This is a genomic window from Cyanobacterium aponinum PCC 10605, assembly GCF_000317675.1.
Lineage (GTDB): Bacteria > Cyanobacteriota > Cyanobacteriia > Cyanobacteriales > Cyanobacteriaceae > PCC-10605.
In genome coordinates this window covers 2374024-2390458 of record NC_019776.1, presented here as the reverse complement: position 1 = coordinate 2390458, position 16435 = coordinate 2374024, and the positions used below count along the sequence as shown (strand labels likewise).

Below are 16435 nucleotides of genomic sequence, written 5' to 3'. Positions count from 1 at the left end.
TATATTCTTTAACCAAAAAGTGATCTTCAAAAAATAATAAAAATTGTGGGTTAGTTAACAAACAAGAAAAAACAAATAACTCAGTAAAAATACTGAATTTTTATAAACAATTAATAATGTTAGAAGATAGAGAGTGTAGAAAAACTTATAGAGGTAGATTTTTGACAACAAAATCATTGAATTCTGGTTTATTTTTATCTTAAAGATCCTGCAAAATGGACTGGTGAAGGTAGGGAATAGGGAAAACCTCTCTGTTTCCCTCCTTTTAAGGGGAAAAGGGGAACAATAATTGAGAAAAACTTATCAAAATTGATTTTAAAAATTTTGTTTTTCAGTATTACTGTACTGGTGCAAGAACTCAGTTTATCCTATTTTCTGGGTCTTGGCACATTTTTTTATTGCTTAATAAGTATATAGTGATTTATATTGTTAAAATAATTATTGATCAGAATAAAAACATCATTTATGATTAATGATCTTGATTTTAGGAAAAAATATGATACTCTTAGAGCAAAATTTTCGTCCTAATTAGCAAAGATTCGGTTAAGATTACCTAAACAGTATTAATATTGTCCAAGATAACGGGCGTGAGGAGCAAATATCGATGAATTTGAAAAAGTCTGCGTTGAAAACCTTAAAGGAAACCAGTCGCACGTTTTATATCCCCATTAGTCGTTTACCTGATAGTTTGCAAGATGCAGTGACTTCTGCTTATTTATGTATGAGGGCGATTGATGAGATTGAAGATCATCCCCATATTGAGAATAATATAAAGAGGGAAATTCTTACTCAAATTAGTGCTAGTTTGCAGTCTATTAGTAATGATACTGCGGTAGAAGATATTACTGCTTATATTGAACCTTACAAACATTTATTGCCTGAAGTTAGTTATCGTTTTGCTGAATGGGCAACTCTTGCTCCTGTCTCTATTGCAGGTCGAATTTGGGAGGCAACGGCGGCAATGAGCGATCGCATGGCTTATTGGGCTGACAAAAATTGGGTTATAAAAACTAAGGCGGATTTAGATCAATATACTTTCAGTGTGGCGGGTTCTGTGGGTTTACTACTTTCTGATTTATGGGCATGGTACGACAACACAAAGACAAATAGAGAAGAAGCGATAGCATTTGGGAGAGGTTTACAGGCAGTCAATATTTTACGTAATCATCAAGAAGACAAATTAAGGGGCGTAAGTTTTTTCCCCGAAGGATGGCAGTTAGAAGATATGCACCAATATGCCCGTTATAACCTTACCTTAGCAGATTCTTACACTAAATCTTTACCTAAAGGTCCTGCTTTACAATTTTGTCAAATTCCCTTAACTTTAGCTCATGCAACCCTAGATGTTTTAATTTTAGGCAAACCAAAACTTACTCGTAATGATGTTATGGCTTTAGTGGCACAGGTGTGCGGTTAATGTTAAGAATTGGCTATAATTGAGCGAGAATTTTGTAGAAATTAGAACCCTTAGAAGAATAATTGATAACTGAGAATAAAGAGGGGTTTAAGCCCCTTCTCAAAGGCTTAATTACATAAGGATTTTTGTTGAATTCGTCATTATAATTAGTGTGAGGAGGAAGACCATTGAATTTTTGGGTAGAAGAAAGATTACAATGTTTACAACAGGCTTTTAATTCTGAATATTGTCAAGCAGTTGAGCAAGTCAGTCATTTATTAGCTAATCGTTTTCAAGCAGGACATACTCTGTTAATTTGTGGTAATGGCGGTTCTGCCGCAGACGCTCAACATATTGCCGCCGAATTTGTCGGAAGATTTCAAATAGATCGACCCGGATTACCTGCGATCGCATTAGGCACAAACCCCGCAACTCTTACAGCATGGGGCAATGATCACGAATTTGAAACTATTTTCGCCCGTCAAGTACAATCCTTTGGCAAAGCAGGGGATTTATTATGGGTATTGTCCACATCGGGGCGATCGCGCAATATTCTTCATGCTTTGAAAGTAGCCAAAGAAAAAGGTTTAATTACCATTGGTATGGCAGGAAATAATGGCGGAATGATTAGTAGTTTAATTGACTATCCCCTTTTTGTGGCAGAAAAAAATACTCCTTATGTTCAAGAAATACATCTAATTACATACCATCGTATTTGCCAACAAGTTGAAGCCATGTTGTTTGCAGAAAACATCGTCGAAAAGAAAATAGCAGTGTAGGACATGACCTGAGTTTGGCGTTCGGAGTTAAAATTAATAGATATTTAACCTCAACTCAGGTTAAGCAAATGATGAATTCTTCTTTGATAAATTGGCAAAAATTAGCAGAAATTAAAGAGCTAAAAGATTACTTTAATGATGATTTTCAAGAATTTAAAAATAGCATCTGTCATTACTTAAAAATAATGGCAAAAATGACCTCAACCAGTATTCAAGAAATCGCTATTATTAGGGCTTTAGAAGTTACTAACGGCTGTACCCAACACTCTTACCGCAGAAATGATTCAGACTCTCTATCTGTGGAGCAAACCAGAGAATGTATGAAGTTATCAATTTCCTCTATTCGTAATCAGGAAATCATCTTAAAAAATGGTGATGTCTTGGAATTTTCTCCTGAAACAAAAGAATTGATGACTCATATTAGAACCTTATATATGGATGCTTTTAAAAATAATATTGCGTCTCAAGAAAAAGAATTTTATGCCTTTTCAACAGCTCAATTTTTAGCTTGTGGAAAAGAAAAAATAGATTATGGTTTTCAAGTGGTTAAGGATAATTATCAAGATTTATTTACTGATACATTTATCAATAAAGGGATTAAATATATAGAAAAATATTTAGAAGCAATTAAAAATTAAATGGGTTCTATCACTTTGAGTATGTAAATTATTAGTTAGGGCAGGCTGAAAGGCAAGAGGCAATGGGCAATAGGGGATTATTAAATAATAATTTATAAACTTTTAGTTTTTATTTTACTATAAACACTATTCAACAAAGATTATGGAAGTTATTTTCTATTAATTTATCATAACCATTGTAGAAGAAACATTAAATGTTAGTTCTTTTAGAGAGAAAAGGAATTTATTTTTTGCCACCATAACAAACAGTTTCTAACTAACCTCAGCTCGGAGTTATTAATTATCAACTATTTACCTTTGCCTTTCCCCCTCGAGAGCAGGGTTTTTTCATTCTCAAAAATGTCAATGTTTGAAACTAACAAATAGTAACAGATACCTTAAGGGGGGACAATAACTCTAAAAACCTTATAGGTAGCAGGTAGCAGGTGTTAGGTGTTAGGTTTTGTCTCCACTAATATTTATCATTATCTCTATTTACTCAATGGTTCAAATAATAGGCAAAACTATTGGATTATCAACATTTTGAGATAATATGTCGGGCTATTTATTTCGTAAAGACAAAATACTGTTCATGTATTTAAAACCTGCAACCTGAAACCTGAAACCTAAAACCTACCCTCACTGCAGTTTCATTGTCTCCCCGTCAGAACAGATACAGGAGTTTTTAAGTATTAATTAATCAATTATTAAGAAAAAACGCTCCCCTCTACTGTGGGAGAGGGGTTGGGGGTGAGGGCAAGATAATTTTGCCCTGACTTTGAAAAAACCCTGGGGATAAAGGGGGGTTTGCTCATTGCCCTTTTCGCCATTACTCACTGCTGTTAATTTACCTCATAATTATAAGAAATGCTATAAATTTAAAAAAATGACTAATAACTGGTTCTCAGGCACTGTAAACACCGTCATGGGTGTAAAAAAAGAAAGCCAAAATAATAATCAAGAAAACATCCCTTTAAACGGAAAAAAAATTGTTAGCTATCTTGCTGGAACACTGGCTCAAATTGGCTTAATGATCTTGACTCTATGGCTAGCAAATAAAGGTTTTGAGAGTTTAATTAAATACAATTTGAATGAAAAAATTAATATATCAATAGTATGTCTTTTTCTCACCTTTTTTACTATTCGTTCCCGATTTTTCTCCCCTCTTGATAATACTCGATCGCGCCGTCAATATGATCAAGTTATTCGTCCAAAATGGGCGCCTCCTCCATTCGTATTTCCCATAGTGTGGATGAGTATTGGGGTATTAAGAATCGTCTCATCTTATCTGGTGTGGCAAAAATTAGACCAAAATTTTCTTGCTATTCCCTTAATTGTCTTTGCTATTCATTTAGCCTTGGGAGATACATGGAATACTATTTTCACCGTTGAAGGTAGATACGCCTTAGCTGTACCTGTTGTAATATTAGGCCCATTACTATCATCTATTATTCTTGCGGTGCTTTATGGGCAAATAATACCTTTAGCAGGGTGGCTAATATTTCCTTCTTGCGTTTGGTTAGTTGTTGCCTCCGCCTTAGTAACCCGTATCTGGCAGTTAAATAGGGGTTAGAAAGAGGTGTTAGGTTTCAGGGTGTTGGGGGATGAAGGGGAAACTAATCCTTAAATTGCTAATTGTTAATTGCTCTTTTCTTGCATTGAATAACCACAAAAATAAAGTTTAATTGATAAAAATTATCAGATTTTAGGTCATTTAATATAAACTGAAGAATAATGACTTAAGAACGCCCAAAAAAACTGGGATTTAATTATGGCTCTTAATCTTGCATCCAATCGCACCGCTACATCCGTTGACCCTTCCACTGGTATTAATCACATTGTTTGGGCAGATAATGAGTTTATATACCATGCCACCTATGATGAAAATTCAGGTACTTGGGAAAATGCAAATGCGATCGCATCTTTAGGTAATCAAACTATTAGTAATCTTAACTTAGTCATTAATGATAGTTTAATTAGTGAAGGGCAAAGTCAATTGCCCGGGTTAGTGGTAGTATGGCAAGAGGGACAAAAAAACGACAGCGAATTATACTATACAGCCGCCCAATATGATGAGGTTCAAAATTTACAATGGTTAGACACTCCCCAACCTTTAACTGTTGATGAAGTAGCGGATTTAGAGCCAAAAGTTATAGTAAAAGATAATGAGATAATAGTAGTTAGTACGAAGGTTGATATTAATAATGTTGAAAATTTATCCATAAAAGAAGATACAGACGTTTATTTTCAACAATTCACCGTCGATAGCAGTTTATTCACATCTCCACAAAATGTAAGTGTTGCCAACGCCGTTTACTCTCCCCGTCTTGTTAATAATGGCGTAATTAATACAGGAGTCGTTAGAAATGCCTCTTATAATCCCTTCACCGAGAACGAAATTTTAGCTTTTAATGAAACTATTTTAGCCTCTGAGGATAGCTCATTTGAAGGTTTACTTGGCTCGTGGAGTGCCCAAATTTATTTTTCTGGTAGCTTACTCGACTCATGGAAATTAATTGATAGTACTCCTAATGATAGCTTTTTGCGATCGATAATCAAACCCTTTTTCGAGATTTTTGAAATTGAAGGAGTGTTAAAAAGTGGGGTATCTCCAGAGTGGCTTGGTAATCAGGAGCGATCATTATTTGTGGAAACTGTAGCTAATTTAAAGGTAAAAACACCCCTTGAATTAACTGCCCCTTGGAAAGTCAAAAATGATGCAGGAGGAGAAGAAGATTCAAAATCTCCTATTAGTATTGGTGCTTCCATCGATTCTAAATACAGTTTTGAGCCTAATTCACCCTTCGATTTAACTCAAATATTAGATAAAATTACCGTAAGTGCATCCTTAAAGTTTCCCGTTGTTTCTGCCGCCGAAACCGCAGGATTTTTCACCCTTGATTTAACTGGTAGCATTGGTGCAGACTGGGAAGTTACGGGGACTCCTGATCCCATTGGGGGAGATTATTTCCCTGATAATTTTGGGGCGGCGTTGGGTGTTTTAGGCGTAGGTGCTTTAGCTCAGGGTACTATCTTATTATTAACTTTAGATAACAGTAGTAATTTATCTAGTGCTATCCTTGCAGATTTGGCTATTAGTTTAGGAGAAACCTTTGGTGCTTATATCAATGGTATTGCAGAAGGGCTGGACTTTAGTAGTACGATCGGATTTCCCATTATTAGTGCAGGGTTGAGTGGAGAAGTTAAAATTCCTGTTATCCCTATCTTTAGTGCAGGAGTGGATATAGGTACAACTGCCGCCGTTAACTGGGGTTTAGGTGATACAGATACAACTTTTACCCTTAACTTTCCCATTGATTTTAACGTCAAATTAGGTCCTCTCGGCTTTGGCTTAGACTTTTATCCCGGTTGGTCATGGACTATTTTTGACAATGATAATACTTCAAATGCCGTTACTGCAAATTTGGTGTTAGCTAGTGAGTCTCAAGCTCAAGTGATAGGCTCATTACTATATGTAAATTTAGGAGCAACTTTTACAGAGTTACCGAATCCTGATGATTTTACTGTCACTGTTACTGATATAAGTGGTAATGAAGAAATAATAGAAGTTTTTAACGTTTTACAAGGAAATTCTGATACTTCCGTCATCTTGCAGTTAAAAAATGTTATTCCTCCTTCTGCTAATGCTAATTATTTAACCTCAGATAATCCTGACACCACGGAAAACCCCATTGTGTTAAGTTTCACGAATAATGAGGGTTTAGTGGATACTAACGGGAATCTTATCCCCAATATCAACAATTTATCGGTAGAAAACAATACCCCTGATACTTTTAACTTTACTTTTAACCCCACTACGGGCAATAGTCAAAATTACAGTAATTCTTTAGCCATTCAAACTCAATCAGCATTAGAAAATATTGAGGCGGATTTAAGTCAAGATAATTTTCTCAATCTTAGTTTAACCAGTGGTGGTTCGGTTTTGGCGACTTGGGTGGCGGATGTGCCTCCTATTAAACCCATTGCAGGTTTTGTTAATGGCAGTGTTATTACTCTCAATTTTGTGGATACTTTGGGTAATTCTGGGGGTAATGAACCAAATCTTAATCAATTTACCGTCACAGATGAAGATAATAATAGTTACACCGTTGAGAATATTAGTAACTTAGGTAATAGTATCACCTTAACCCTCGATCGCACCGTAGCCCAAGATACCGCATTAACCATTGATTATCAAATCGCTTCTACCACCAATAACAATGAAAGTCTTTATATCCTCAATAGCACCACTAACACTAAACTATGGATTGATAATTTTGAAAGTCTTGCTTTAACCAATATTACTGGTACTAACAATGCTCCTATTTTACTAGGTATAGGTGCAATAGTCGAAAATATTAACAGTAATAAAATTACCCTTGTTTTTGACCAAAATTTGAGCGGAAATCCCATCAATAGTCAATTTGAAGTTATTAACAATGGAGTTACTTATGATATTAACCCAACTGTAACCATTAATAATAATACCGTTATTTTGACCGTTGAACCCCCTACAGGCTCGAATTTGATTGGTATTGGGGATTTAGTGACAGTCAGTTACACGGGGAGTAATACTCAAACTCAGCAACCGTTAACGGGTAGTGGTGGCGTGGTAGCGGATTTTAGTAACGCTCCTGTTATCACCTCTGATGATACTCTCACCACAGTTATTAAATATGGTTTCGGTCCTTCGGGAGATAATTTATTATCTAATATTACTAGCATTCCCGGTTCTACTGGTTTAAATTTATATCCTGTTACCGCTTTAGATCAAGAGGGAAATAGTGTCATTGTTTGGGCAAATGTCGATAGCACAAATATTCCTGTTAATTTAACTCCGGGGGAATACTATACTCAAGAACAATTTGAGAATATAACCGATATTTTAGCTACTTCTGATCTGTACTACTCTATTTATAATCCCAACAGTGGAGAATGGACTATTGCAGAAGCGATCGAAACTTTAGCAGGAACAGATAGTAAAATAACATTAGGGCAAGGGGTTGATGGTAATTTGATGGCAGTGTGGTTAAATACCAACAACGGAGAAACTAATATTTATTGGTCAACCCTAACCTATAATAACGGAACACCTAACTGGAGTACCCCTCAAATACTATCAGACAATGCCAAACCTGATCCTCTTACTGAATTAACTATAACCACCTTAAATGGTCAACCTGCGGTATTTTGGACAGAAACTCAACCACTATCCTACTATGAGTTAACTACTTCTGAACAACCATTAATTTATTATCGTCTGGCAGAAACCGAGGGCATTGCCCTAGTTAATGAAGGAATTTTAGGGGCTGGAGGTAATGGCACTTATAGCGGTGATGATGTAACTTTTAATCAACAAGGTGCATTAGAAAACACTACCACTGGTAAAGGAGATTCTAATACTTCAGTCTGGTTTAAAGCAGGAAACAATCAAATTTCTAGTGCCACATCTGGGGTAATTCCCTTATCGGGTAACTCTTTCAGTCTTGAATTTTGGTTTAAGCCTACCGCCGTTAATGAGAATCAAAGTGTTAATCTTATTGCCTTAGAAAATATCCTCAATTTTTCTGCTCGTGTCAACTCTGGTGATGATTCATTCTTTTCCCTCAATATAAATGGTGAGACTCTGCAAACAAGAGACGGATTTCAAATCTCCCCTAATGATTGGTCTTATATTGTTTTAACTTATGATGAAACTAATGGTTCGATCGAACTTTACCTTAACGGTGAATCTTTGCAAGTATATTCGACTAATACAGGGGAAAATGTCGATACTCTGAATTTAGATATTCCTGATAACACTACCATAACCTTAGCTGATCCGAATAACTCTAATGGTATTTATCTTGACGAAGTAGCTTTTTATAACAAGGCACTCAGTTATAGTGATACGCCAAGCAATTTTAATGATATTGAAAATTTAACAGGTTCAGATATTGCCCAAATTTTACTCAATACTAACGATATTGGCAATAAATATAACTCTCAATATATCACTCCAACCCCATCGGGTGCGAAAAGTTATTATGTCACCTATGACTCAGAATCAAGTATCTGGGAAAATCCTGAACAAATTGAGCCAGAATTTGAAGTTATTCCTACTCAATTATCCTCTGCTAATAAGCCTGAATGGGATATAGTTTCTGCCACTTCTGCTAACAATAACGGTAACATTACCCCCAATGGCACACCTGATATTTATTTACCTCTCAACCTTACTAATCAAACTATCAACACGGTAATTAATTCGATCGAAGTTACTGCTCAAACAGGCTCAGGTACTACTTTAACATGGAGTATTGGCACAGGGGCAGGTAATCAATTAGGGGTTGTACAAAATAATAAATTACTTAATCCCTTAAATCCTGATGGGAGTTTTGCTTATACTGTTCTCAATCCTACCCTTGATTTTGATTTATTTGTCGATGCAGGTTCGATCGATCCTTCTACCTTATCTAACTTTCAATATTCTATCAATGGAGGTAATCCTGTCAACTTCTCTCCTGCGGATGTAACCAGTGAACCCACAACCGTTAACTCTAATCAAGTGATGGGCATTGCAACTGTTACCGAAGCTAATGATTCATCTCTTGCCTTAATCGATAGTGGTTTTATTACTAATACCGATAATGTAGCCATAGGTTATGTCATTACTAACGGCGATTTAAACAATGACGGCAACACTGATGTTGTTATCGGCAATCGGGGTTATACGGATACAGAAGGCAATGTGTTAGAAAATGGCACAATACAAATATTATTCGGTGGCGGTAGTGTATTGAGTAACAGTCAAACCAATCCTTTAACAACTACTGATTTAAGTGGTAATCCTGACGGTGTTTTGATTAAAGGTATTGCAGATGGTGGCGATGGTAACGGTGATTATTCCCTCAGTTTAGCGACTGGGGATGTTAATGGTGATGGTTTTGATGATTTGGTTATTGGTGCACCCAATGTGAATAATGGACAAGGTGCAGTTTATGTCATTTATGGTTCAGCTAGTTTAGCAGGTAAAACTATTGATGTTACTAATTTAGGCTCTCAAGGTTATACTATCACACCTAATATCTCAGGTTCTGTCGCTTTTGGTTATTCCGTAGCGGTGGGAAATTTCAACGGTGGAAGCAGTGCAGATATTGCTATCGGTACACCGGGGGCTAATAATGGTAACGGAGAAGTTTATGTTGCCTATGATGGAAATAGTAACTATTCCACTGTCTATAGTTCACAAATTGAGGGAGAATTAGCCGGTTATTCTCTTGGTGTGTCTGCCTACAAAGGAACATCTAGCCCTAGTACTTTTACTAAAAATACCTCCGATGATCTTATTATAGGTGCGATCGGGTATAACGGAAATGTCAATAATGATTGGGCAGGGGCAGATGATCTTCCTGACGGTACAAATGACCTAAATAGTTATCCTAGTTCTTCCTCCGTGCAGTTGGGTGCAGTGTATGTATTTCGGAGTAATGGCACAACGAGCAATACTTTTTCCTCAACTCCTTATGTTAGTTACACGGGAGCAAATATAGCCAACAGTAATGGCACGGCTAATAATATTTTAGCAGGAAGTGCTTTAGCTAGTGCTGATTTAGATGGTGATGGTACTCAAGATTTGGCGATCGCATCTGAGGGAGCAAACGATAATAATGGGGGAGTATATGTTATCAAAGGAGGGGTTTCGAGTAACAGTAATTATCAAAACCTTGCTACCGTTGCAAATCTGAATATTGTGGGAGGCATTGCCAAAAGTGAAACAGGGGCGGTGATTACCTCCGCAGGAGATTTAAACCAAGATGAGTACGAAGATTTTTTGATTACCGCACCCCAAGCAGGAAACGGCACAGGGCAAAGTTATGTGCTTTTTGGGCCATTAGATTTAAGCCAAATCGGTAAAACATTTGATCTCAACGTCACCGCCAATGACAGCAAAACCACTTTCTTACTTAATGGTAGTCTGCCCTATCAGTTAGCAGGTACAGCAGGAAGAAGTATCGGTGATGTAAATAATGATGGTGTCAATGATTTAATGATAAGCGCCCCCAATGCAGGACAAATTTATAGTCTTTATGGACATCCTTGGTTAGCGGATGATGGTAGCATCAAACTAGCGAATATTACTGCCGATAATGGTTTTGTCATAGATGGCAATTCCTACAGTAGCTTTGATATTGGTGGAATTCCCGTTTCTCAACAACAACTAAATACCTCTTCTGCCTTAGCAACCAATAATGGGGTTGTTTATCTTGCCTATAAAGGTCAAAGTAACAATAATTTATTCCTTACAACCAGTAGCAATCAAGGACAAACATGGAGTAATTTTATCAGTCTTCCTGGTGGCATGACAACGGATAAACCACCTTCGATCGCATTTTATAATGGTGTTTTATATTTAGCTTATAAAGGGGTGGGAAATGATCAAATTAACATCACCTACAGCACAAATAATGGTCAAACTTGGAGTAATCAATATCAAATTTCAGGACAATCAACCCCAGATACTCCCACTTTAGTCGTTTATCAAGGAGAATTACTGGTTTTATTTACCTCTAATGATTCTCAAAGTCGCCTTATTTATACTCATTCAAATAATCCTCAATCGGGCAATTCTTGGTCATCCAATCAAACTATATTGACATCATCGGGGGGTAGTAATCAAACATCGGCTAACGCCATGAGTGCTACGGTTTTAAATGATAATCTTTACATTGCCTATGAGGGAGGAACAAAAAGTAGCCCTTCTACTAACTATTATATTACTTGGACTGATGACACAGATTTGAATAGCCTCTCTTGGAATCTTCATCAAGAGGAGAATATTAAAGCTACAGGTGCAGTGGGATTAACTTCTGATCAAAATAGTCTTTACTTAACTTATCGAGATAGCAACAATAATATTTATTTAGGTAATTCTAATAATGGCAATAATTGGTCTGAATTTTCCCTTATTCCTTCTCAGGATGCCATCGCAACTCCCACTCCCATTATTTCAGGAGGAGAATTAATTATTAGCTACCCTGATCAAAATAATGCCATAGATGTTATTAGTTCTGATATTCCTTATCTAAGTGCGATCGAAGCTGGAAACATAAATATAATTTTAGGGGATGTTAATGGAGATGGTTTTGCGGATATTCTCTCAGGAGGAGAAGGCGGATTAGTTATTGTCTTTGGTGGTAGCACCCAAGATTTATTAGACGGTGCTAGTGGAAGTCAAGATTTAATTATCACCCTAGAAAATGATTTAATTGTAGATGCGGTAAAACTAGGAGATTACAACGGTGATGGTTTAAAAGATTTCGGTGTTTTAACGGAAAATGGCGATTTTTACTTGATTTTGGGTAATACTAACCTTGCAACTCTTACCAATTTATCTCTCACAGAATTTGCCATTAATAATACCGTCAACGTTAATACCATAGGAGACTATAACGGTGATGGTTATGATGATTTTGTAGCCGAGAAAGACGGACAAATTCAACTATTTTTAGGTAATGCGGAAGGAAGTATCACCAATAGCTCGGCGCAGATGAGTTTGGAAAACTTTACCATTGGCGGATTAGGGGATTTTAATGGCGATGGTTATGATGATTTTGGTTATGGACTTCCTCAAGCTAACATTATTGATGATAATAACCCCATTGGTAATGGACAATTTACCTCCTATCTCGGAAACAGTGAATCTCAATTTAACAATCCCGTCACCATTAATCCTTTTGAGGCTTCTATTTACTCAGGGGCGTTAACATCAAGTCAATGGGGGATTTATGGCTCAACTGATAGTAATTCCGTTGTTAATATTAACTCGACTATATCAACTCAAGGAGTGGATTTATCGCCCTCCATCGTGGCTTACAATGGCTATTTGTATATGGTGCGTAATGATAATAATAATAATGACCTTTGGGTACAAAGAAGTCGTGATGGTTATAACTGGGAAGGAGAAGTTAATTTAGGTAGTAATTTTCAAACAGATAAGAAAACTTCTTTAGCTGTCTTTAACAATACTCTCTATTTGGGTTTTAGAGATGTCTCAGAAAGGGTTATGTATGCTTCTGCGGTGGAAGATGACAGTAACGTTGCAGGAATTCGTTTTAATAATCCCATTCAGGTAAGTGGGAATAATCAGTTTCAGGAAAGTGTTGATGGGCCTTCTTTGATTGAATTTCAAGATCAATTATATGTATTCTTTATTTCCACTGATGGCACTAGGGAAATTATTTATTCTGTTTCTGATACCGCTAATAGTAGTAGTTGGAGTGCTAAAAAGAATGTATTTGCTAGTAGTTTTAATCAATCCAGCGATCATCGTGTTAGTACAACTATTTTCAATGATCAATTATATGTAGCTTTTACAGGCAATGGTAATAATTCTCTCAATGTAGCTTCTAGCGGTAATGGTACAGATTGGAGTCGTACAGTATTGTCACAGTTTGCTAGTTCTGAAGGCCCTTCTATCGTAGCAGGAAATGATCAGCTTTATTTATTCCATGAGGGAGCAACTTCTAGCGGTGGCAATGATTTTCAGGTATTTTATCCTACCTCTACCGATGGAGTTAACTGGACAAATGCGATCGCTCTTGATGATAATGTAATTGATGATGCACCCTATGCCACATTTTTTAATCAAAGTATTTATGTGGCAATGGCAGGGTTAAATGATGATTCTCTCAATGTTTATGTATCTGATCCATTTTATGAAAGTAATCAAACTCAACAATTAGGTAGTCAACTCCAAACCATTGGCGATTTTAATGGAGATGGTATCGAAGATTTTGCCGTTTTAGCAGAAGGTTATATTGCTGATTTAGGAATTTTAGATGATTTAGCCTATAAAAATAATCGAGGTGCATTATTTATCTACTATGGTAAAACTACTGATATAACGAATACTTCTCTCCCTGATGTAGTTTTAGCTTATTCGACAGTTTCTGATGGTGATGATCTTTATCAGATGACTAATTTTAGCGCCATCGGTGATACTAATGGTGATGGTTTTGACGATATTGCCATTTCCTCTCCTAATACTTCTCTCACCAGTGACAAAACAGAAGATGGAGTGGTAACGGTGGTATTCGGTGGCACGAGTTGGGGAAATCAATACTCGAAAGATAATCCCTTTGACTTAAGAAGCCTGAGTAATAATCAAAATTCCACTAATAACTCTAATGATAACGGTTTTACCATAAAAGGTTTAGCCAGTTCTCAAGCAGGTGTTGCCCTTGACGGAGGCGATGACGTTAACGGTGATGGATTTAGTGATTTTGTTATCGGGGCGCCGGGGAATGATGATAATTTGAGTTTTGTCTTGTTTGGTAGTGACTTCACCAAAAAAATTAATCAAATAGGTTCGATCGGCGATGATATAATGATTGGTACAGCCACAGGAGAAACATTTATTGGTAGCCAAGGAGAAGACCAAATTTATACCAATGGTGGCGTTGATGTTGTTTATAGTGGCAATGATGATGACTTTATCACCGTTAGTGATACTTATTTCCGCCGTATAGATGGTGGCACGGGAGTAGATATATTAAAATTTGCTGGTTACAATGGGCAGGATTGGGATTTAACTAAACTTTCAGGGCGTTTACGCAACTTGGAAATTCTCGTCATAGAAGATTATGGGGCAAATACCCTCACTCTCAACTCTCTCACCGTTAATCAAATCTCAGACAATAACACCATTACAGTGGTGATGGATAAAGATGATACTCTCAATCTAAGTTCGGATTTTGCAGAAGATGGATTCGTTAATCAATACAATCAAAGATTTATCCGCTATACTTCCAATACCTCATCAGCGACAGTTTTAGTCAACAGTTTTAACGATGTCAATTACTCTCCTATTGATTTCTCCTTATACAACACAGGAGTAGATGATTCAGGAGTTAAAAAACCCAATGGTACTATTGAAGATATACACTATGAATTAACATCATTCCCCTCAACCAGTGTCGGAGAAATTATTATTACCGACGGTAATACTACCATCTCAAGTTTTATCCAACCTAATCAACGTAATAGTAATAATAGCCTAAGCACTGCACCGGGAGACTATACTTATAAAACCTATTTGACAATTCCTGAAAGCGTTAATCCCAATGGTATATCTATCAATGGAAAATGGGCTACTGATGATGAAGGTATAACGATAAAAGTAAACGGAGTTGCTCAAAATCTATCGGTAAATCCTAATTTTAATACTGGTTTTGTGCCTTTTACTCTGGATGAAGGATTTATTTCAGGAGAGAATGCGATCGAGTTTACTGTCAATAACGCAGGTACTACCAATAATCAAACCTACTTGCAAGTACAATTTGAGAATTTTTTTGTTGCTAACGGCAATGCAAGTATAAAATTTAGTGCACCTACCACTAACTCTCCTGAAGTAATTACCATTGCTGAAATTAGCGAAAGTGCGTCTGTTTCTGCTCAATTAAATCAAGGAATTTCTAGTGATATTTTCACCGCCGATAATGTCGATGATAGCCAAACTCGTTTATTTGTTTCTAACCCCACTGCTAACGAAGCGAGTGGAGAAATAGAGTTTACTATTCAACGCACAGGAAACTTAAATAAATATGTCCAAGCTCACTATATCAGCACCGATGGAAGGGCAAAAGCAGGAAGCGACTATAATCCCGTGCTAGGAAGATTAATATTTGCCCCCGGAGAAACAACTAAAACTGTTTCCGTGCCTTTACCTTTAGATGATGTTTATACTGGCACAAGGGAATTTGGTTTACTGGTAACTCTCGAAAAAGAAAGTAATACTCCCCTTAATGATCAATTTTCTATTTATGTTGATCCCACAGATGGACAAATTCGTAATTGGAATCATATCATACTCGATCGCCCTTTGAGTGTTATGAATGGTGATTTAGAATTTAGAGTGACAGCCAATGAGGGAAAAGCCGAGACAAAAATTTACTTTGAAGGAGACAGTAATTTTAATAGTTACTACATTTTTAATCTCAAAACCGAAAAATATGAACCCTTTATTCTTAACGGTGATTTTGGGGCAGAATTATTTGACGAAAATGGAGACGGTAAAAATGACGGTGTTATTCTAAATCTCCAAGATGGTAGCGACTACGACTTAGATGGTGCAGAAAATGGAATCATTCATAAAAGAGGATTTTTCGCCGATGGCGATGCCCCAGAAATCATTTTAGACACTGCCATGTATCGTTTTCGCAGTTTAAACACTGACAGCAGTTATCTTTACGTGGGTGAGGAGGAAAGAAACTCTATTTTAACCAACTACACAAATAGCTTTATTGAAGAGGGATTAGCCTTTTACGTCTCTGATACCCCTGAAGATGGTTTAATCGCCTTCAATCGTTTTCGCAATACTAACCAGACAGGAGGATATATTTACGCAGGAGAGGAGGAAAGTCAGTCAATACAAGCAAATTATCCTAATTTTGCCTTTGAAGGCATTGCTTTTTATACTTATCCTCAAGGCTCACAAATGGCAAATGATATTACTCGCTTTCAAAATAGTATAGGAGGGGCATATATTTATACAGCCTCTCCAGAAACACAAACAGTTATTACCAATTACGCAGATAGTTTCAATCTTGAAGGTTTAGCTTTCGAGGCTTTAGTTTAAACCTCAGTTTGGTTTAAGAATACCC

At 36.6% G+C, this 16435-nt stretch carries 5 protein-coding genes; all 5 read left to right on the top strand.

The features are described 5' to 3' along the window. The first annotated feature begins 604 nt into the window (after positions 1 to 604). The 5 genes from CYAN10605_RS09900 (at position 605) to CYAN10605_RS09880 (ending at position 16410) form a co-directional block, all read left to right on the top strand. On the top strand, positions 605 to 1417 hold the full coding sequence (locus CYAN10605_RS09900; protein WP_015219803.1) for a squalene/phytoene synthase family protein: 813 nt from the start codon (positions 605 to 607) through the stop codon (positions 1415 to 1417). A 167-nt stretch (positions 1418 to 1584) separates the two neighbouring features. Further along, positions 1585 to 2175: a D-sedoheptulose 7-phosphate isomerase gene (gene gmhA / locus CYAN10605_RS09895; protein WP_015219802.1), complete on the top strand. Its 591-nt coding sequence runs from the start codon at positions 1585 to 1587 to the stop codon at positions 2173 to 2175. Positions 2176 to 2243: 68 nt separating this feature from the next. Next, the gene (locus CYAN10605_RS09890; RefSeq protein WP_015219801.1) at positions 2244 to 2813 is read left to right on the top strand and encodes a hypothetical protein; all 570 of its coding nucleotides are present in this window, start codon (positions 2244 to 2246) and stop codon (positions 2811 to 2813) included. 865 nt (positions 2814 to 3678) lie between these two features. Further along, positions 3679 to 4365 carry a TspO/MBR family protein gene (locus CYAN10605_RS09885; protein ID WP_015219800.1) on the top strand — a complete coding sequence of 229 codons (687 nt, stop codon included), beginning with the start codon at positions 3679 to 3681 and terminating at the stop codon, positions 4363 to 4365. 198 nt (positions 4366 to 4563) lie between these two features. Next, positions 4564 to 16410 (top strand): Calx-beta domain-containing protein, encoded by an 11847-nt coding sequence (locus CYAN10605_RS09880; protein ID WP_015219799.1) that lies wholly within the window; start codon positions 4564 to 4566, stop codon positions 16408 to 16410. The last annotated feature ends 25 nt before the right edge of the window (positions 16411 to 16435 follow it).

Excerpts from the sequence above, each read along its gene's own strand:
- CYAN10605_RS09900 (WP_015219803.1), top strand. The coding sequence starts at position 605 with ATGAATTTGAAAAAGTCTGCGTTGAAAACCTTAAAGGAAACCAGTCGC.
- CYAN10605_RS09890 (WP_015219801.1), top strand. The coding sequence starts at position 2,244 with ATGATGAATTCTTCTTTGATAAATTGGCAAAAATTAGCAGAAATTAAA.
- CYAN10605_RS09880 (WP_015219799.1), top strand. The coding sequence starts at position 4,564 with ATGGCTCTTAATCTTGCATCCAATCGCACCGCTACATCCGTTGACCCT.
- CYAN10605_RS09885 (WP_015219800.1), top strand. The coding sequence starts at position 3,679 with ATGACTAATAACTGGTTCTCAGGCACTGTAAACACCGTCATGGGTGTA.